Annotated in this window: 17 protein-coding genes; 1 reads left to right on the top strand and 16 read right to left on the bottom strand. The window is 43.4% G+C overall.

The genetic code is table 11. The annotated features are described in order from the left end of the window. Nucleotides 1-143 precede the first annotated feature (143 nt). Nucleotides 144-425, top strand: a complete 282-nt coding sequence (locus tag KFT32_RS11505; RefSeq protein WP_211747350.1) for a hypothetical protein — start codon at nt 144-146, stop codon at nt 423-425. 84 nt (nt 426-509) lie between these two features. Here the strand turns inward: KFT32_RS11505 and KFT32_RS11500 are convergent, their stop codons facing one another. The 16 genes from KFT32_RS11500 to KFT32_RS11425 all read right to left on the bottom strand — a co-directional run bounded on the left by KFT32_RS11500 (nt 510) and on the right by KFT32_RS11425 (nt 19,364). Continuing rightward, nucleotides 510-1,781: a Gfo/Idh/MocA family protein gene (locus KFT32_RS11500; RefSeq protein WP_211747349.1), complete on the bottom strand. Its 1,272-nt coding sequence runs from the start codon at nt 1,779-1,781 to the stop codon at nt 510-512. 33 nt (nt 1,782-1,814) lie between these two features. Then, nucleotides 1,815-3,428, bottom strand: a complete 1,614-nt coding sequence (locus tag KFT32_RS11495) for an extracellular solute-binding protein (RefSeq protein ID WP_211747348.1) — start codon at nt 3,426-3,428, stop codon at nt 1,815-1,817. Between the two features lie 44 nt (nt 3,429-3,472). Beyond that, a complete protein-coding gene (locus tag KFT32_RS11490) occupies nt 3,473-4,357 on the bottom strand; it encodes a carbohydrate ABC transporter permease (RefSeq protein WP_211747347.1) in 885 nt (294 codons plus the stop codon). A gap of 15 nt (nt 4,358-4,372) precedes the next feature. Then, nucleotides 4,373-5,332, bottom strand: coding sequence for an ABC transporter permease (locus tag KFT32_RS11485; RefSeq protein WP_211747346.1), 960 nt, complete (start codon nt 5,330-5,332; stop codon nt 4,373-4,375). Between the two features lie 681 nt (nt 5,333-6,013). Continuing rightward, on the bottom strand, nt 6,014-7,048 hold the full coding sequence (locus KFT32_RS11480) for a LacI family DNA-binding transcriptional regulator (RefSeq protein WP_211747345.1): 1,035 nt from the start codon (nt 7,046-7,048) through the stop codon (nt 6,014-6,016). Between the two features lie 132 nt (nt 7,049-7,180). After that, complete coding sequence (locus tag KFT32_RS11475) at nt 7,181-7,807, bottom strand: nitroreductase family protein (protein WP_211747344.1); 627 nt, start codon at nt 7,805-7,807, stop codon at nt 7,181-7,183. Nucleotides 7,808-8,057: 250 nt separating this feature from the next. Next, the gene (locus KFT32_RS11470) at nt 8,058-9,128 is read right to left on the bottom strand and encodes an ABC transporter substrate-binding protein (protein WP_211747343.1); all 1,071 of its coding nucleotides are present in this window, start codon (nt 9,126-9,128) and stop codon (nt 8,058-8,060) included. Next, nucleotides 9,125-9,928 (bottom strand): ABC transporter permease, encoded by an 804-nt coding sequence (locus tag KFT32_RS11465; protein ID WP_211747342.1) that lies wholly within the window; start codon nt 9,926-9,928, stop codon nt 9,125-9,127. Before KFT32_RS11465 ends, KFT32_RS11470 begins: the two co-directional genes overlap by 4 nt. Beyond that, nucleotides 9,915-10,736: an ABC transporter permease gene (locus KFT32_RS11460; protein ID WP_249435823.1), complete on the bottom strand. Its 822-nt coding sequence runs from the start codon at nt 10,734-10,736 to the stop codon at nt 9,915-9,917. Before KFT32_RS11460 ends, KFT32_RS11465 begins: the two co-directional genes overlap by 14 nt. Continuing rightward, nucleotides 10,726-11,880, bottom strand: a complete 1,155-nt coding sequence (locus KFT32_RS11455; protein ID WP_211747341.1) for an ABC transporter ATP-binding protein — start codon at nt 11,878-11,880, stop codon at nt 10,726-10,728. Before KFT32_RS11455 ends, KFT32_RS11460 begins: the two co-directional genes overlap by 11 nt. Before the next feature lie 374 nt (nt 11,881-12,254). Further along, a complete protein-coding gene (locus KFT32_RS11450) occupies nt 12,255-13,436 on the bottom strand; it encodes a nitric oxide synthase oxygenase (RefSeq protein ID WP_211747340.1) in 1,182 nt (393 codons plus the stop codon). A 159-nt stretch (nt 13,437-13,595) separates the two neighbouring features. Beyond that, nucleotides 13,596-14,072, bottom strand: a complete 477-nt coding sequence (locus tag KFT32_RS11445) for a Dps family protein (protein WP_211747339.1) — start codon at nt 14,070-14,072, stop codon at nt 13,596-13,598. A 304-nt stretch (nt 14,073-14,376) separates the two neighbouring features. Then, nucleotides 14,377-15,114 carry an HAD family hydrolase gene (locus tag KFT32_RS11440; RefSeq protein WP_211747338.1) on the bottom strand — a complete coding sequence of 246 codons (738 nt, stop codon included), beginning with the start codon at nt 15,112-15,114 and terminating at the stop codon, nt 14,377-14,379. A 10-nt stretch (nt 15,115-15,124) separates the two neighbouring features. After that, the gene (locus tag KFT32_RS11435; RefSeq protein ID WP_211747337.1) at nt 15,125-15,847 is read right to left on the bottom strand and encodes a hypothetical protein; all 723 of its coding nucleotides are present in this window, start codon (nt 15,845-15,847) and stop codon (nt 15,125-15,127) included. A gap of 153 nt (nt 15,848-16,000) precedes the next feature. Then, nucleotides 16,001-16,951, bottom strand: a complete 951-nt coding sequence (locus tag KFT32_RS11430) for a nucleoside hydrolase (protein WP_211747336.1) — start codon at nt 16,949-16,951, stop codon at nt 16,001-16,003. A gap of 184 nt (nt 16,952-17,135) precedes the next feature. Then, nucleotides 17,136-19,364 (bottom strand): MMPL family transporter, encoded by a 2,229-nt coding sequence (locus KFT32_RS11425; protein ID WP_211747335.1) that lies wholly within the window; start codon nt 19,362-19,364, stop codon nt 17,136-17,138. Nucleotides 19,365-19,523 lie beyond the last annotated feature (159 nt).

Raw genomic sequence — 19,523 nt, 5'->3', positions numbered from 1 at the left:
GCTTCTTTTGTGTCATAAAGATGTAGATTAGCCATAGATTATATAGTAATATAAAACAAATATTTCCATATTATTGCATTATTGAGACGTTTATAGTGACTCCCTTCCCCACCTATCTACCAAATAAAAAAGGAGTGTTATCTATGTCCCATAGTATTGGTAATCTTGACAAGCTTCTCGTTCTTACTTGTAGAAAGTTGTTCTCTCGCTACAAAGTTCAGCTCTACGCCTCACATAATCAGGGTGATTTCTATAAAAGACTCCAAAATCTTAACTCCCATTATATCGATTACAAAACGAATATTACTGACACAGGGAGTCCCGGTGTCAGTACTGGAACGAGTACTCTTTATGAGATTTACGTCAAGAAAATTGATTATTCCCATGCAGAGCTTGCCATGAACACAACAGCACATCGATCATAAAACAGCCGATCAGGGTCATCCCTGATCGGCTGTTTCCTAATTATTCCTACATATAATAACGAAATTCTTAATCTCATACTCGATTTAATTTACACTCTCTTCTTTTGCCATCAGTTCCTGGGCGTATTCATTCAGGTTAATGGATTGCCCCTTATTTAAACGTGACTTTTCAGCCGCGAACGCAATGAGATGGCTTCGTACGGAGGCACTGGCCGAGGTTAGACTCTCCTGACCAGTGTAGTTACGGACCTCATTCAGGAAGCTAGCTACAATACCACTGTCTCCCCCACCATGTCCGCTTGCTTGCGATGGAATGGAAATCTCCGTTTTTTGACCAGTTAAGAAATCAAATATCGTGATTTTACCTTCCTCTCCCCGAAGCTCTCCGCCGGTCCCCATGATCTGAATTCTGCGCTCCTGCTCATACGTAAACCCACACATGCTGAACATCGCTGTAGCGCCGCCCTCGAACTCCATACTCACGACCTGATGATCGACCACATTATTATCGCTGCGATACACACAGCGACCATAATCTGTTTCGCGAAGACCTTGAATAATATTCGGCTTGGTCAGCTCCTGAGTAAAGTGACCCGCCCATCCTTTATATTGATCGCTTAAATAAAATCGGGGTGCCGAGTAGGCGCAGGTAGATTCCACTTTGCAGTCTAGACAGCGATCAGCTGATCCTTCAGGTGCCTGCTCCTCACGGAAATGCATCAGGGAGCCGAAAGAGCTGACTTGTGTACATTGCCTATCCATTAACCAAGACAAAACATCCATATCATGACATGATTTAGCCAAAATCATCGGACTTGCCTTTTCTGAATTGTTCCAATTCCCTCTTACAAAGCTGTGAGCAATATGCCAATACCCCACATTCTCGTTCAGCTGGATCGAAGCAACCTCTCCAATGGTTCCCTCCTGTATCAACCGTTTGATCGTACTCCAAAAAGGGGTATACCTCAGAACATGGCATATGGTGAGCAACCGATTATTTTGGATAGCCGCTTGCTCCATTTCTAAACATTCCTTCGGATCTGGAGACATTGGCTTCTCCAAAAGCACATGGTACTTTTGCTTTAAAGCCTGCATCGTTGGACCATAATGCATCCGATCCTGCGTACAAATGACGGCAATATCGGCAATCCGCGTCTCTGCCAGTAGCGGTTCCCAAGTTTCATAACACCGTTCAGGTGGAATACCATGCTTCTCGGCAAATCGACTTCTCCGAATAGGATCAGCCTCGGCTACGGCTACAAAGGTAAGCTCATGCGGGTAATCGAGCGCATAAGGTGCATATCCCCCAGCACCACGTGCTCCTGCCCCAATCAATATGGCATTCATTTGAGTCATCTCTTATCACTCCCTTATGTCGAACACTAATCATTATTTCGCGTATCGTTCAGCCGCTGACTGGTAAATAGCTAGGTACCGTTCCAATCCCATCTTTTGGAGAGTGGCTACATACTGGTCCCAATTATCAAAGGACTCATTGCCTGAAATAAATTTATCTCTCATCTCATCTACGTATGTGTTTATATCTGTCTGAATACTGGTAAGCTCGGACTGTTCATCAGCCGTAAAGTTAAACGGTGGCCAGATCTTATCTGCGGGCACCACATATGGCTCGGCTTTTTTTGCATTTTCTACAGACGTTGGGAGTCCTTCTGCTCCTTTAAAATACTTCTGTGTTACAAAGCCTGGATAGTATCCTCCTGGCCAAATGAGATATTGCCCAACAGCTTGATCTAGACTAAGCCCGTCCGGATTGTTCTTGATATCATCCACATAATCGACGTTGCCGTCCGCATCTTCCTTATACGTGTCATCTTTCCAGCCCATAAAGAACATTCGGACGCCTTCGTCACTGTAGAAATAATCCATCCAACGTATCATCGCTTCCGGGTTCTTCGCTTTATCCGTCAGGACAAACATCCCAATATTGCCAAGCGGAGATCCAGTAGCGCTGAACATCTGATCTCCGTGTGGTCCCTTAAGTACCGGTAGTCCAACATAACCCTTTTGGTTGTAGATGGCGATCGGATCCACGCTATCAATCACACCTAGCAGTCCTTCCACCCCTTTGGCGTCAATCTCGGTGCTCTTAACGGACATGATGTCTTGTTCCAGCAAACCATCTTTATACAACTTGTTAACGTACTGGAGAAGTTCTTTGTAACGTGGGTCGGACGCTATGAAGCGAACTTTTCCGCTTGCCGGATCGGTATCGACGTTAATATTTGCGGTTCCGTTATAGTTAAGACCAAATGAACCGCGCAAATAGTTCACAATACCGGCAGTTCCAACGCTACCCCAGGCGTATTCATCCTTCTGTCCGTTCCCGTTTGGATCCTTCTCTTTAAATGCTTTTAACATGTTATAAAAATCATCCAGCGTCTGCGGCTCTGAAAGACCAAGCTTATCAAGCCACTCTTCCTTCACCCATGGCGTTCCATAAAACACCGATTTGAATTCCGGATCATACAGCGTCGGGAGACCATATATATTACCGTCCGGCATCGTAATCCCCTTTTCTATAACCGGGTACTTCTCCATCAACGCTTTAAAATTCGGCGCGTATTTATCAATCAGATCATTAAGGGAGATAAATGCACCCTGTTTCCCATACTTGAGTAAGTCCGCTCTAGGAAATGCAGAAGCATAGAACAACTCCGGATAATCTCCACCGGCAAGTAGTAGATTACGTTTCTCCGCTAGACTGTCTTTCTGAACTGTATCCCACTGGACATGGATGTTCGTCATTTTTTCATATTCCTGCCAAATCTTAATGTTGTTCCAGTCGGCGTTGGCAAAAAGCTTGCCGGCAAAACCCGTGATGGTAATTTTGTCATTCACAATTGGAAATCCCGTCTCGTTAATCTTGGCTTCTCCTGATGAATCTGTATCATTTCCCTCTGAACCTTTTGAACTGCACCCGGCTATCAGTGATACCGACAAAACACTGATTAATAGAAGACTCCCCCATTGTTTCAGCTTCATCCGATTCCCTCCCCTTTTTGTATTCACTATATCCATACAAGGAATTATCCTTTGATGGCCCCAATCATAACGCCTTTGACAAAATACCTTTGTAGGAACGGATAGAGTACAAGCACCGGGATATTGGCTACAACGAGCACCGCGTATTTAATGCCCTCCACTTCCCTTTGCTGTTTAATGGCAGATTCCGTTGACATCTTGACCATGTCACTCGTTTGCCCTTGAATCAGGATTTCGCGAAGGACAAGTTGCAACGGAAACTTTTCTTTATCTGACAGATATAACAATGCATTAAAAAACGCATTCCAATGACCGACTGCATAAAACAAGATGGTCACCGCGATAATTGGCATGGATAAAGGTAAGATAATTCGAGTCAGCGTTTTTATATTTGAGCAACCGTCAATCGTCGCTGCCTCCTGCAGCTCGCCTGGTATAGACTGCTGGAAGAAAGTCCGCATAATGATGATGTTCCAGATGGATACTGCGTTCGGAATAATCATGACCCACATCGAATTTAACATCCCAAGGTTCTTGATCAGTAAATACGTTGGAATCAAGCCACCGCTGAAGAACATAGTGAAAACAAACAGAGCCATAAAGGCATTGCGCCCGACAAAATCTTTCCGGGACAGCGGATAAGCTGCCAGAATTGTCATCACGAGGTTAATAAATGTACCTAGCGATGTATATAACAGCGTGTTCGTAAATCCATTAATGATATCCTTGTTCTGAAAAATCTTTACGTAAGAGTTCACATTGATTCCCTTTGGCCACAGCAGCATTTCCCCGCGGAGAACCGCCTGCGGATCGCTAAACGATGCACTGAGCACAAAGAGCAGCGGATAAATGACGACGATGGTGACCAAGATCAGAATCGAATAATTAACAATGTTAAAAATCCGGTCGCCTCTAGATTCAATTTGCATGACTCAAGCTCCCCCTTACCAAAGACTTGTCTGGCTCACACGCCTGGAAATAAAGTTCACACTAACCAGCAGGACAAAATTGATCACCGAATTAAATAATCCGATCGCTGCCGAGAAACTATATTCGGCATTCTGAATCCCCATTCGGTACACATAAGTCGCAATAATGTCAGAGCTCTCCATGTTTAGGTTGTTCTGCATCAGGAGCACTTTTTCGAAACCTACCCCCATGATGCTACCTATATTCAAAATCAAAAGGATAATAATCGTAGGCATAATGCCGGGAATGTTAATATGCCATATGCGCTGAAGCCGAGTCGCACCATCTACACGCGCCGCCTCATGGAGCTGATTATCAATACCGGCAAGGGCAGCCAGATAAATAATGGAGCTCCACCCCATCGTCTGCCATACATCCGATAGAACGTACAATGACTTAAACCACGAAGGCTCGGTCAAGAAATTGATCGGCTTCCCTCCAAACATTTCTATGAAATGATTAATCATGCCATAGCGGGGTGATAGAAAAATCATCATCATCCCAACCACTACGACGGTGGACAGAAAATGCGGGGCATAAGTAATCGTCTGTACGAACTTTTTAAATCTTTCAGCACGTACTTCATTCATGAGCAAGGCTAAAATAATAGGAATGGGAAAACCAAGAGCAAGGCTGTATATCCCGATTCCGAGTGTGTTCTTGATCAGACGCCAGAAGTAATAGCTGTTGAAGAACCGTTCAAAATGCTCAACCCCAATCCATGGACTCCCCCAAATTCCTTTCGTCGCTATGAAGTCCTTGAATGCAATCTGAATTCCATACATCGGAACGTACTGGAACAGAATGTAATAGGCAACGACAGGAGAAATAAGCAAATAAAGCTGCCAATTCCGTAAAACCCGATTCCACTTGAAGCGCTTACGTTTCGGTTCAGGTGTCGCATTTACTGCGTTTTGTACGGTCGTATTAGCCAATGAATATCACCCCAGTAGGTATTAGTTGACTTCATTAGGCCGGCAGATGTCATGCTGGGGATCTACAGGTGAATTCATCCTAAGCCTTTTAGCGTAGAACTCTCTCTTACATGCTCTTCACGATCCTGTTATGTAATGATTGCCCATGCCCCCTTATGTTCTTCAATTGCCACTAGACGCGGTGTTACTTCAAACAATTATGTTAGATATAATAACGTTAGATTAATATATAAATAAAACCCGATTAGTTCGGATTGTATTTCAAGAGTTAGGATTTATTTTGGATAGGAATAGGAGGTGAAGTTGGATTATATTTGGAGTTTAATCGGTATACAAAATCTTGATCAGAACCTGTTACTATTCTTGGTGTGGAGTATACAAGTTCAATAAAACCCTTTAATTATAAGGAATTTGTATGAAAAACGATTGAAGTAATTAAAACGAAGAGTAAAAATATACGACGCCAAAATTTATGAAAATAATTCCAAATTCTTACTGATTTCATTCATAATAATATAGCCTTTTTGGATTGTCAAACATTTTTTGGATTGATTTGGTACGAGTAAATCTAAAATCATAGTTGAGAAATCAAAAAACAGCTACCGGATTTTATACCGAAAGCTGCTATTCAAGAATGATATTATCAATTTATGTAAAATAAAGTTACATTGGTTGTTGTTTTTATTTCCTTAAAAAATTGGATGATTCTCGGATGATAAGTGAGCAAGGCAGTGCTATTTTGGTCGCCATTGGATAATGTCCATCTATATAATCAACGATAGATTTTGCCGCTACCCTGCCGATTTCGAACTTCGGCACCGAAACTGAGCTTAAAGGGGGTGTCGTGTATTGGGCAACATCAATATTGTCCATACCCATAATCGCAACGTCCTCAGGTATGCGGCCATCATTCTCAACAACGGCACGCATGGCGGGAATAGCAAGCATATCACTTGCACAAAAAACAGCTGTCGGCCATTCAGCTTTTGGAAGCCGGCTCAGAAGACTCGACATCAAATGGAAACTTTGATCCACTCTCCATTTCGTATTCATCAACCAATCCTCTCGTAATTGTAAATTGGCTTCCAACATCGCAAATTTATATCCAACGAACCTCTCTTCGCTCTCCATCTGCTTCGAATACGCGGGGCCTCCGATAAAAGCGATTCGTTTATGTCCTTGGTCAATCAAGTGACGCACCGCTGCTCGTGCAGAAAGGATACGGTCACAATCCACAACAGGTACCGACAATTTTTCATCATTCAGGCTTACTCCCATAATGGCAATACGTTCATTCTGTATCAGTTCAAATAGCTCCTTGTCATACCAACTAATGGCGACAACTCCTTGAGCCTTCGTCTCTAGTAACATCTTTCGCATTTTGTCCGGATCACTAAATTCCTCGCATGTGCGCACTATAGCGGGAGGCTGTCCTAGTTCCTCCATCTTCTTGTGAAAGCCGGCTAGAACCTTAGAGAAATAAGGATGGTCATCCATCAGGAGCTGTGGAACAATACAGATGATCCGTTTTGTCGATGTACTGTCATTTGGGTTTCTGGATGGTTCATATAGTTTGTAACCAAGTTCAAGAGCCGCTTCCCGGATTCTCCGCTTGGTTTCTTCACTGACTGGACGGCTCGCATCGTTATTAAAGGCCCTTGAAACCGTAGATATGGATACTCCAACCCGTTCAGCGATATCTTTAAGCTTAGCCAATCACATCTCCTCCTTCGCAGAGATTTGGAGCCAAATTTTGCGCTCGCCCATCGATCATAGCATAAAATTTGTCATTTTAGGACGTGAAATGACATGAATTATGCGTAGACCAACGCTGCTCTTCACTGCGGACTACTGAATCGAATTCCAAGTCACAAACTCATCTACCGGCTTTCGATATCCACGCGGTCTCATTTTGCTCTCATCCATTTTTCCCAACGTGATCATCATGACGGGAACAAGGTTTGCGGGGAGCTCTAACAGCGAGGCTATTCGTGCTTCATCGTATCCGATCATCGGGCAGGTATCCCAACCCATATCCTTTGCAATTAGCATAAGCTGCATGGCAGACAGACTGGCATTACGAATTGCCTCTTCGCGTTGAAATACAGGTCCTTTTGATTCATACATCTCCGTTACACTTCTAGTCTCTAAATCATATTCAATTTGAGACATCATACCGAGTGACAGCATCCCCTCATTGATCCGTCCTACATGTTTGTAGGCCATCATATCACCCAGCACGATAATGACAGCAGAAGCGGTTTGAACTTTGTATTGGCCAGAGGCTTCATACGCTTTCGCTTTTTCTTCAGGCGTAGTTAATACAACGTAGTGAGTATGCTGCAAATTAAATGCGGAAGGAACATGTTTATTCATAGCAAATATTTGGGATAGCTCCTCTTTACTGATCGTCACGTCTTCCTGAAACTTCATCGCCGAACGTCGCTCTTTAACAACAGATTGCAATTCTCCCATAGTAATCTTCCTCTCTTTTTGTATGAACTGGAAATTATAAACCCCTAGTGGTAAAGCAGTCTAATATGTATGTCACACTCTTTTTTCTAACTTAAAGTAAGTATATATAAAATTAGTATATAATATAAATAATATAATTAAAAGTAGATATGTCAATTTGGGGATTAAGAAAACCGTAAGACAAAAAACCTTATCCACATGTGGATAAGGTTTTTTGAATATCTATCTATACACAGGTTATCCCCAGTATTCACTTCGGATGCATTTTAAAAATCAAAAACAAATCATTGTAATGAGACAACATCCGTTTGCCAAGGTTATCATACACCTCTAGTTTTTCGGTCAATCCCTCATCAGGATAGAAACGCTCATCACTTGAAATTTCCTCTGGAAGCAGTTTAAGCGCATCTTTGTTTGGTGTCGAATAACCAACATACTCTGCATTACGTGCTGCATGTTCCGGGTCTAACATGAAATTGATAAACTGATGGGCTCCTTCTACATTGCTCGCTGTCTTAGGGATGACCATATTATCAAACCACAAATTAGAACCTTCCTCCGGAACTACATAATCCAGCTTCTCATTCTCATCCATAATCTCGGAAGCATCACCAGACCAGACAAGACCGACAGCGCCTTCTTCACCGGCAAGCAGCATCTTAATCTCATCCCCAACGATCGCTTTAACGTTAGGCGTTAGCTTAGACAACTTCGCTAGTGCTTCTTGTAGATGCTCTTCGTTCGTATCGTTAAGAGAGTAATGTAAGCTGTTCAGGCCCATTCCAATAACCTCACGAGCTCCGTCTAGCAGCAAAATCTGATTTTTTAAACTCGGGTCCCACAGATCGTCCCAACTTTTAAACGTAAGGTCAGTTAGTTCCGGATTAAACACAATCCCGACCGTGCCCCAGAAATACGGAGTTGAATACTTGTTACCTTCATCAAAAGAAAGATTCAAGAATCGCTCATCGATATATTTGAGGTTCGGGAGCTTGGAATGATCGAGAGGAATGAGCAGATCTTCCTCTTTCATTTTGCTAATCGCATATTCGGAAGGAATCACGACATCATATGTCGTTCCGCCTTGCTCAATTTTGGTCATCATCGCCTCGTTGGAGTCGAACGTCTGATAAACGACCTTCATCCCGCTCTCTTCTTCAAACTCGGAAATGAGCTCTGGATCAATGTAATCTCCCCAGTTATAGATGGTAAGGGTATTTCCGCCTGAATATCCTGCACTGGAGTTCAGGACCGAGGAAAAATACATGAGGCCGAAGGCCACGATCAGCACAAGACTGAACGTCTGTACCAGCTGCTTCATGGTCTCAGCCCCTTTCCTTGAAGCTTGGAATTACGTGTATTAATAAAGTAGTATCCTACAACCAAGATGATGGTCAGCAGGAATAGAAGCGTCGATAACGCATTAATTGATAACGATACCCCTTGTCTCGCCCTAGAGTAAATTTCAACAGATAACGTTGAGAAGCCATTTCCAGTGACGAAGAAAGTTACGGCAAAATCATCTAGTGAGTAGGTCAGCGCCATAAAGAAACCAGCAAAAATACCAGGCTTCACAAACGGTAGAATGACTTTCATCAGTACATGCCAGCTCGATGCACCTAAGTCACGTGCTGCATCGATCAGCGTCGGGCTCATCTCCTGCAGTTTTGGTAGTACCATAATCACCACAATCGGTACACTAAACGCAATATGAGACAGGAGCACCGAGCTGAATCCAAGCTGGATGCCAAGCATCGTGAAGAAGATAAGGAACGAAGCACCTATAATTACATCCGGGCTTACAATCAGCACATTGTTCAGAGATAACAGCGTGTTCTTCGTTCGTTTACGACGGACCTGATATATAGCAAGTGCACCAGCCACACCCAAAATGGTGGAAGCTACCGCAGACAACAGTGCAATAACAAAGGTGTTAAGCACAATGATAAGCAGCCGTGTATCGGCGAACACTTCCTCGTACCATTCTAGGGTAAAACCTTCGAAGTTCTGCATCGTTCCGCCACTGTTGAATGAATAGTAGATCAAATAAAGAATCGGCATGTACAAAATGGCGAAGACAATGAACAGATACACATTCGAGAGCTTACTATTTCTTCCCATGAGGTACACCCCGCTTTCCACGTCCACTAATAAACATAATGGCGATCATAATAATAATAAGGAAGACGGCAATGGTCGCTCCCATTCCCCAATCTTGTGTAACTAAAAAATGTTGTTCAATTGCTGTACCAAGCGTAATAACCCGGTTTCCGGCAATCAGTCTTGTAATCATAAACAGAGACAAAGCCGGAATAAATACAGCCTGAATACCAGAGCGTACCCCGCTTAATGTCAGCGGAAAAATAACACGCCGGAATGTCGTCCATGAGGATGCCCCAAGATCACGAGCTGCATAGACAAGTGACGGATTTAGTTCTTCAAGTGCGTTAAAGATCGGCAAGATCATAAACGGGATGAAGATATATACGGAGACTAACACAAAACTGAAATCCGTAAACAGAATTTGCTGGGTACCGATCCCTATCGTCTCCAGTATCGCATTAGCGAATCCATACGTGCCAAATAAACCAATGAAGGCGTAAGCTTTAAGCAAAAGATTAATCCAACTTGGCAAAATAACCAGCAGCAGCCACAACTGTTTATGTTTCGTCCGTGTCAGCAAATAAGCCGTCGGATACGAAATGAGCAGTGCAAACACCGTAATAAGCAGTGCGTACCAGAACGAGCTGAGCGTCATTTTTAGATAGACAGGCGTAAAGAATTTCACATAATTTTCAAACGTAAACTGACCTTCTACATTGAAGAAGGAGTAGTATACAATCAGTAGAATCGGAGCAACGACGAAGAGCAAGATCCACAGCATGTAGGGAATCAGATAAAAGTTGCGGGACCCCATACTACGATTCATGATTTAACCCTCGAACCTGAACCTCCGCGATCTCTTCCGCATCCTCATGATGGGATTCATAGGATTCCAGACGTTTGTCAAATTCCTCTTCTGTCTCACCAAAGCGCATTACGTGAATTGCTTCCGGGTCAAAATGAAGACCGATTCGTTCGCCTACCGTTGCACGTTTCGTGGAGTGTACAAGCCACTCGTTGCCCATATCATCGTAGCTTGAAATCTCATAATGCACACCGCGGAACAATTGGGAGTCCACACGTACCTGTAGTTTCCCGCGTTCTGGTGTAGTAATCTCCAGATCTTCGGGCCGAATCACGATCTCAATCGGTTCATCTGAACGAAGTCCTTGGTCAACACACTCATGCGTTTTACCAGCAAATTCGACTAAGAAATCTTCCTTCATCTTACCCGCTACAATATTCGATTCTCCGATAAAATCAGCCACGAAGCGGTTGATTGGCTCATCATAAATATCAAGCGGCGTTCCGCTTTGCTGAATAACACCCTCATTCAGTACAAAGATCTCATCAGACATAGCAAGTGCTTCTTCTTGATCATGCGTTACAAAAATAAAAGTAATACCCAGACGCTGCTGAAGTTCTCGAAGCTCATACTGCATTTCAGTACGAAGTTTGAGGTCTAGGGCAGATAAAGGCTCGTCCAGCAAAATGATTTCCGGCTCATTAACGATTGCCCGGGCAATCGCTACCCGTTGACGCTGTCCACCGGACATCTCTGTAATTTCCCGGTTTCCATACCCGGCTAGATTGACAAAACGAAGTGCATCTTCGACTTTCTCTTTGATCTGTGCGTTCTTCATCTTTTTGATCCGCAGACCAAATGCCACGTTCTCAAATACATTCAGATGTGGAAATAGTGCATAATCTTGAAACACCGTGTTTACCTGACGTTCATGCGCAGGGACGCGGTTAATAATTTTGCCGTTAAAATAAATATTTCCTTCGGAAGGCTCCGTAAAGCCTGCAATCAGCCGAAGGATCGTTGTTTTGCCGCATCCAGACGGACCCAGCAGTGTATAAAACTTGCCACGCTCGATTTCAAAGCTGACCGATTTGAGGATTGGCTCATCGTGATCATAGCGTTTCGTCACACTTTCAAACCGAATAATGGAATCTTGGTTATTCATATAATAGAAAAACCTCCTTTTTCGAGGATTACCTTGCGCCTACTAGTTAATTGAGCATGTTACTGCATATCCGTTCGGGCACACGTCGCAACTTATTATATAGAAATCATCTGATTGCGCAACCCATTTTTTCATCATTCTATGAAGTTTACTTCTTTCTTCGATATTTTATCCCATCATTTTGCAAAAATTGAGTTAACTCACCTAAAAAACGGTATAAAATAGACGGATTTGTCTATTTTTGAATCCATTTCTTCTACTCAGCAAAAAAGCATCTCTGCGGGTTCCTTGAACCTCGGAGATGCTCATATCTCTGCCCTATTGTAACATTTCATCGGACGCTTGAAGGTACAATGGACTCCCAAATCATCAATTTAGCTATGAAAAGGACATTTGCCTGCAACGGGGGCTGCTTCTTTCTCCTCTTCATGAGCTCCGTTCATAGCTTCAATTTCAGAGTCTTCTGTATAAGGGGCTTTCTGATGAAAGAAATTCGGCTTGTTCACTTTGTTATGATAAGGTTTGTGAAAAATATGCGTTGTCGCCGGCGACAACGGAGGAATGAGCCAGGTCCAATTTCCGGTCACCTCCCGTCCTGCTTCTGCTTCTCTCTCCTCAAATCTGGCAAGCTGGTTCGCTGCTGTGTGGTGATCGACGATGCTGACCCCATGCTTACGGAAGGAATGAAGAACAGCTACGTTTAGTTCCACCAGCGCCTTATCTCTCCACAAGCTCGCTTCACTTCTCGTATCCAGCTGCATGACCCGTGCCACCTCAGGAAGCATGTTATATCGAAATGTATCGGCAAGATTTCTTGCCCCAATCTCCGTACCCATGTACCACCCATTAAAAGGAGCTGCAGGATACACAATACCGCCAATTTCAAGTTTCATGTCAGAAATCATAGGCACTGCATACCATTTCATTCCGAGTTCTCTCATGGCAGAATATTCAGGATGTTCAATTGCTACTTCCATTACCAATTCTTCAGGAATCGGAACGTATACCGGTGCTTGTCCTGCCATTTCAATAACGAGTGGAAGTACATCATACGCAGAGCCTTTCCCCTTCCATCCCAGTTTCATTACCTGTTTTGTAAAAGAAACGGAGGCTGGATCGCCAACAATACCCGTTCCTTTTTCATACCCAGCATAACGAATCAGTTGATGGTTCCAGATGCGGACCGGATCTTGTCCTTCTGAATTCGACGGTGCAAACAAAGTAAGCATCGGAATAACTTTCCCGTTGTTTGTAGCAGCACGAATATGCTGAATTAAATAATGTGCAACTTCTTCAGCAGTTGTTGCATCCCTGGCATCTACTAGTCGTATAGACTGCCAGAACAATCTTCCTATGCATCTGTTACTGTTGCGCCAAGCCAGCTTAATGCCATACTCCAGCTCCTGTACCGTATGCTCATACGTTCCCGATTGATCAATCTGCTGCCGAACGTCAAGAAGCCGAGCTTCTGCCGCTTCACGGCGAAGACCCAGCTCCTCATAGCAGGTATATATAAATGTTTTAGCTTCTTCCCAAATTTCGGTTGTATTGGTCATACCGGATAATCTCCTCATGTCTAGACGTCATACCAGAGAATCACTTTCTTAATCAAAGCATGACTTATGGAATAGTTCCATTATACGGTTACACGTCATACAAAACCATCATTTCGGACAGATGTTCACCTTATATTCACCACACCTGTTTTCGGTTACTTATTTACCAAGAAAAGCATTAAACATCCAAATGTGTTTTTGAAGCGCTTCTTGATTACCAATCATAATATCAGCAGTACTGTCATCGCCGAGTTCTTCCGCAGCTTCTTTTCCTTCTTCGAGTACTTCCACCATTGTTGTGAAGTCTTCAACAAGTGCCTGTACCATTTGTTCTGCAGATTTACCATCCGTCGCTTCTTGAATTGGAGAAAGGTTTAGGTGCTCTTTGAGCGTAGCAACTGGGTGGCCACCAATAGCAAGTAAGCGTTCTGCTACAACGTCCATCTGCTCCGTTACTTCATTGTAAAGTTCTTCGAACTTCTCATGCAGACTGAAGAAATGCGTACCTTTCACATACCAATGGAAGTTATGAAGTTTGGTGTACAGTACAGACCATCCGGAAATTTGTCGATTTAATGCATCATGTAATTTTTGAACACCTTGCGTTTGATTGGCTTGATTCGTTTGAGTCGTCATTTTTCAGATCTCCTTTATTATTTAGATGTAATTGATAAATAGCGGTTATTGTGATGTTTGTTATAGACTTTTAAATCTTTTTTTAATTTAGACTTAATCTAAATCCTAATATCATTATAGCATGTATTTCTAAAAAGTGAAGCTTTATTTCCTCGTTTGATAAATGAAGATTTCATGAACAGGAAAAAGAGCAACTGCTCTCTCATCGACAAGGATAGAATGCCCCGTTTGAGCATAAAAAAACATGGAAGAGATATCAGGATACAATCTGATATCTCTTCCATGTTATAAACTCCTGTTATAGCTATGCATACTGACTCGCCAGAAGCAGTCTCTCTGCTATCTCATCATAGTTATGTACGGTGAAATGAGGCGTATGGTCTGACTCTGGAAGAGCGTCACGGTGATTAAACCACAGCACCGTCCACCCCGCATCAATTGCACCCACAACATCATTCCTCCACGAATCTCCAACATAATAGCTATGCTCAGGTGTTGTTCCTGTTATCTTATTTGCGTGCTCAAAAAGCCTCACATCTGGTTTCGCGTAGCCCACTCCGCCAGAAACAAAAATATGATGTTTAGGAATATATCGCTCCACCTGCAATGCCTCTAGCTTTTTCTGCTGATGCTCCTCTGGTCCGTTAGTAATTAACCCTACCTTTACTCCTAAACGAGTCAAATTCTCCATCAGATCCATTGCCCCTGGAAAAGGCTGAATCAGAAACTGACTGTTCACATAGGCAGCCTGAGCTGCTTCAGCTTCATTTTCAGTGATGAATACACCAAACTCCGCCAAAGCAAGCATAAAGCGCCGTCTTCGCATATCAGCGAGTGCTGCATCTTCCGGAACCGCAGACAGATTCTTCTCTTCCGACAACAGATCGCTGTAGTACCGAAAACGATGATAGATTTCGCCATAAGGCATATCCTCTGGTAGAGAAAGCACATCCTGAAGGGCTTTACGAAGAGGAGCTAAATGATCATAAAGTGTATCATCGACATCAAAAAAAACGGCTTTTTGTACGGTTTCGGTCAACATTGTCCTCCTCCTACTGCTCCTCGTTTAACACATAAATACCATTTGGATTGCTCAAAAAAGAATTTTCCTCATGGAAGAAGCCTTCTTGATGATTATAAAGGTAAGTGGCTCCATACAATTTGAACTCATCCTGCTTTTCTTCCGTTCCTTCGCCTGCATTCATTATACGATATAGAAACTGAGACATCACTTGCATAGAGGCATCTGGATCTGTCTCTTTGCTCAGCGCTACATCAGGTAGCCCAAACATATGCATACCACAGGAGTAAAAATAATGTTCATCTTGCATATAGCTGATCATCGTATTCAGTAACTGATCCAGTCTAGCTTCCTCACCGATGGCATTCCATTCCTCTGGAGTAAACGCTTTGCCTGAATTCTCAATTTTGACTGCAATTCCGCCTGCTTCAAGCAGCGTTTGTACAGGAGCAATGATGCGCTGAACCGATTCAGGGGATCCCATGTAACCCGACAAATAAATTACCTTCGTATGCTTTTCGACCTTTTGACTAGTCTTATCTGAAAAATCACCTTTGGAAGCATAGTAAAAAGCCTCTGTCAGTTGTGGATCATGTTCTTCTATCTGGATTTCAAAAGCTCGGTTCCGCTTGGTATCAAGCAATAACCCCCCAGTAATCGCATATTCCCCGCGGCTCTTCCTCGTCAGTTTTCGTACCAGTTTCTCTTCATCTTTCCACTGTCCTGGAATACATAGGACGAGCTTGTCATTCATCTTTTGGTTCCCCTTCTTCCTTGCTTAGCGCTCTATAAAAACAAACCACTGCCTTCTTCTAAGCGCTCAGCAGCAGCTTAAATGAACGGCAGTGGTTAATGGTGAAAAGGGATCGTTACTTTATTTTGATTCCCTTGCTTCTATAGGTTAAGCCTAGTATCTTTTTGGTGCCGCTTTTTTCGCCAGTTCTACAAGATAGGAGAAAAATGCATCCGGATCCGTATCATATACGAGATTCACAGATTTTCCTTCTGGATCTAAAATTGTACGACCTTGGCTTGGACCATCTGGGATGACGCTGCATTGTACAACTTTACGTTTCACAAGCTCTTCCCGTCCTAAAGCTGCCGTTGTGAGTACATCCCACAGATAATACGTTGAATTGGTCTCGCTGTATACAAGCGGAGGTACACCGGCATAACAATTACCAAGGAAGTCTACACCTTCGTAACGACGTTCTTTGGCCCAGAAGTTACGAACTGCTGGCGTAAGTGGTACTTTGTTTGTACTCTCAAGAGCAACAAGATCAATTTCGATACCGGTCTGCCAAATTTGGTGAGCCGCTTCTGGATCCCAGTATACATTCCATTCTGCCGTTCCGTCATGTTCCGGCTCCTGAACGTTACCTTTTTCAAAGGTTCCACCCATCCACACCAGCTTCTCAATCTTCTCTTCAATCTCAGGTGCTTCTTCGAGAGCTCGGGACAGATCCGTTAGGGGTCCTGTGAATACAAGAATCGTTTTCTCTTCTGTTTTGCGTACGGTTTCAATCAGGTGTTTATGTGCAGGTAGATCCGACAATGGAGCTTCCATCGTTCCCGATTCATTCAGTACAGGCAGAGCATCAACAAAGAATGAATGAATGCGCCAGTCGCTAGGGAATGGGTTTTTACCACGGGAATTCGATTTTGACACTTCTGCTGTGTACGTGCTGAAACGATCAATGATTTTGCGGCTTGCATCCGTTGCCGGTTCCAGATAACCATCTGCTGGAATGACAGATACACCTGTTACTTCAACATCTTCCATTTGCAGCAACATAAACAGTGATACCAGATCGTCTACTCCGCCATCATGATTAAAATAAACTTTTCTCTTTGTCATGTGTGTGAATCCCCCTGCTTGTCTGATCTATTATGTGTGTAATCTTAGCTCATATCTATCCATCTTAAGTCTTACCAAAGAGCAATTGCAACCATTCTTCTCTTGAAAAATCAGATACACAATAAAAAGGCGTGTCAGCAATCCCATCTTTGCTAACACGCACCTAATTATCAAATTTTTTACATTAGTATTTTAGTTCCTCCGCCTTGCCTTCCCGAGCTAACTTCCTTTTCCCTGGCCAAAAGGCGGCCTCCCCAAGTACTGCTGTAATCGCAGGAACAAGAAAAGGTCTAACTATAAACGTATCGAGCATGACACCGATAGCAGTAATAATACCGAATTGAACCAACACCTGAATCGGTAAAGTAGCAAGTACTGCAAACGTTCCGGCAAGGATTAGTCCAGCAGATGTAATAACAGAACTGGTCTCCCCTACTCCTTCTTTAATCGCTTGTTTCAAAGGCATGGATTTGCTCTTTTGCCATATGCTCGAAATCATAAAGATATTATAATCCTCACCCAGCGCAACCAAGAATACAAACGAATATAGAGGAATGGCCCCTTGGATTGCTTCTGCGCCAAGCCCGTAGTGAATAATGAGCCAACCGAGACCTAATGCCGAGAAATACGACAAAATAACGGTAGCCATCAGATACACCATCGCTACGATCGAACGGAGATATAGCAATAACAGCAAACTTATAAGCCCTATAACAACGGGAATAATCAGTCTGGCATCATGTTCACCAGCGATTTCGGTATCATATTGGGTAGCGGTTTGACCACTAATCCATACTTTATTCTCTGGAGAAGTAACTCCTGCTTCTTGGAGGGAAGCTTCTGCTTCAGACCTTACATCCGGAATATGCTGCATCGCTTCCATGGAATACGGATTCATCGCAAACTGAACATCATAAGCAAGAATGTTCGAATTCTCTGCACCTTCCTTTGGATCCGAAACGATGTTCACATAATCTAAGGCCTCAAGGCGCGCTTTCAGATCTGTTTCCTTACCTTCCGCATCCAGCATGATTTGAACAGGGGCAAGTTGTCCTTCCGAGAATTGTTCTCCAATGAGCGTAAAACCTTCCCGAGAAGGAACATCCTCAGGGAAAGAAGATAACAGATCGTAAGTAAACTTGATCTGTGACGATACGGAAGCGAGAACGCCAAGCAGCAATACTGTCGTTACAATAATGGTCCAAGGACGCTTAGTAACGAGGCTACCGATCCAGCTTTCTTTTTCCTTACGCGGAGCGGGCTCAGGTTTCCCTTTCTTGCGCGCACGCTCAGCCTGCATTTCGGCAGTTCTTGGAACAAACGGATAGAATGACGCACGTCCGAAGATCGCCAGCAGAGCTGGAACTAGGGTGAGACTCGCAATGAACATAATGAGAATCGATAAGCTAAAAGGTACCGCAAATCGTTCATAAGCACCGTATTCAGCAAGCAGAAGCGCAAAAAGAGAAATGACAACGGTAAATCCACTCATTGCTATCGCTCCAGATGAACTTGTAATGGCCTGAAACAAAGCTTTACGTTTATCTGCTTCGTGCCATAAGAGCTGACGGAACTTGGAAATTAGAAATAGACAATAGTCTGTACCTGCTCCAAACAGCAGAACGGTCATGATCGCAATGGACTGTGAGTCGACTGTAATTACGCCCTGCTTGGCTAGATAGCCCAAGATTGGACTCGTTACGAGATAAGCGAATCCAACAGCAACGAGAGGAATGACTGCAAGCAGAGGTGAACGGTAAATCAGTAGCAAAAAGATAAGTACAAGCATCACAGTCCCGATCAGAAGCGATACATCGGCATCTTCGAATAACCCTGTGGCATCAATTGAGATACCTACAGGTCCTGTCACACGAGCACTCAGCTCTTCCCCATTTCCCAATTCAGCATCAAAAGGATTCGCTCCAAATAGAGTTACTGCTTGTGACTCCAGCTTCGCAAGCCCTTGCTGAAGCTCTTCTGTATCTGCCTCCTCTTCAAAGAACACAGGCAGTACCAGTGTGCTTCCATCTTCAGATAGCTGAGCAGTCAGTGCCTGTGGCGGTAATTTATGTAGAGGGATTACTGCAGTCTGGTACGGTACAGGCTGTTCCTCAAGCTCACGAGTTAGTTCCTGGAGCTTCATCAGGTCCTCTGACTTCAGCCCAGCCTCTTTATGCCATACGATGAGTGCCGGAACACCTGAGTCATTCGGAAATTCACGTTCAGCCACCATCTGAGCAACGACAGATGGTTCACTTTCCTTAAGATTGGGAGCATTATTATCTTCCTGTCCTCCAACAGCTGGCCAGGTTAAGTTTAGTACGATCGCCAGAACAACCCACACCAAGACGGTGATCCATTTGGTTCTTTTACCGGCAACCCACTTTCCGTAATCAGGTCCTGTTTCATGCATTGTTTACGTTCACATCCCTTTTATGTATTGAAATGAACCATGGGTCATTTTATGATTAAAATAAATTATATATACCGGTAGGTTAATTATCAAGATCTATTTTTGAAATTAACTGTAGATTCCCTTATACTGCTCATCAGGAGGAATCAAGATGACAGG

The sequence above is a fragment of the Paenibacillus sp. Marseille-Q4541 genome (assembly GCF_018310695.1).
GTDB lineage: Bacteria > Bacillota > Bacilli > Paenibacillales > Paenibacillaceae > Paenibacillus.
This window is presented reverse-complemented; position numbering and strand designations above follow the sequence as displayed.

Excerpts from the sequence above, each read along its gene's own strand:
- KFT32_RS11505 (WP_211747350.1), top strand. The coding sequence starts at position 144 with ATGTCCCATAGTATTGGTAATCTTGACAAGCTTCTCGTTCTTACTTGT.
- KFT32_RS11500 (WP_211747349.1), bottom strand. The coding sequence starts at position 1,781 with ATGACTCAAATGAATGCCATATTGATTGGGGCAGGAGCACGTGGTGCT.
- KFT32_RS11495 (WP_211747348.1), bottom strand. The coding sequence starts at position 3,428 with ATGAAGCTGAAACAATGGGGGAGTCTTCTATTAATCAGTGTTTTGTCG.
- KFT32_RS11490 (WP_211747347.1), bottom strand. The coding sequence starts at position 4,357 with ATGCAAATTGAATCTAGAGGCGACCGGATTTTTAACATTGTTAATTAT.
- KFT32_RS11475 (WP_211747344.1), bottom strand. The coding sequence starts at position 7,807 with ATGGGAGAATTGCAATCTGTTGTTAAAGAGCGACGTTCGGCGATGAAG.
- KFT32_RS11470 (WP_211747343.1), bottom strand. The coding sequence starts at position 9,128 with ATGAAGCAGCTGGTACAGACGTTCAGTCTTGTGCTGATCGTGGCCTTC.
- KFT32_RS11465 (WP_211747342.1), bottom strand. The coding sequence starts at position 9,928 with ATGGGAAGAAATAGTAAGCTCTCGAATGTGTATCTGTTCATTGTCTTC.
- KFT32_RS11460 (WP_249435823.1), bottom strand. The coding sequence starts at position 10,736 with ATGAATCGTAGTATGGGGTCCCGCAACTTTTATCTGATTCCCTACATG.
- KFT32_RS11455 (WP_211747341.1), bottom strand. The coding sequence starts at position 11,880 with ATGAATAACCAAGATTCCATTATTCGGTTTGAAAGTGTGACGAAACGC.
- KFT32_RS11450 (WP_211747340.1), bottom strand. The coding sequence starts at position 13,436 with ATGACCAATACAACCGAAATTTGGGAAGAAGCTAAAACATTTATATAT.
- KFT32_RS11445 (WP_211747339.1), bottom strand. The coding sequence starts at position 14,072 with ATGACGACTCAAACGAATCAAGCCAATCAAACGCAAGGTGTTCAAAAA.
- KFT32_RS11440 (WP_211747338.1), bottom strand. The coding sequence starts at position 15,114 with ATGTTGACCGAAACCGTACAAAAAGCCGTTTTTTTTGATGTCGATGAT.
- KFT32_RS11435 (WP_211747337.1), bottom strand. The coding sequence starts at position 15,847 with ATGAATGACAAGCTCGTCCTATGTATTCCAGGACAGTGGAAAGATGAA.
- KFT32_RS11430 (WP_211747336.1), bottom strand. The coding sequence starts at position 16,951 with ATGACAAAGAGAAAAGTTTATTTTAATCATGATGGCGGAGTAGACGAT.
- KFT32_RS11425 (WP_211747335.1), bottom strand. The coding sequence starts at position 19,364 with ATGCATGAAACAGGACCTGATTACGGAAAGTGGGTTGCCGGTAAAAGA.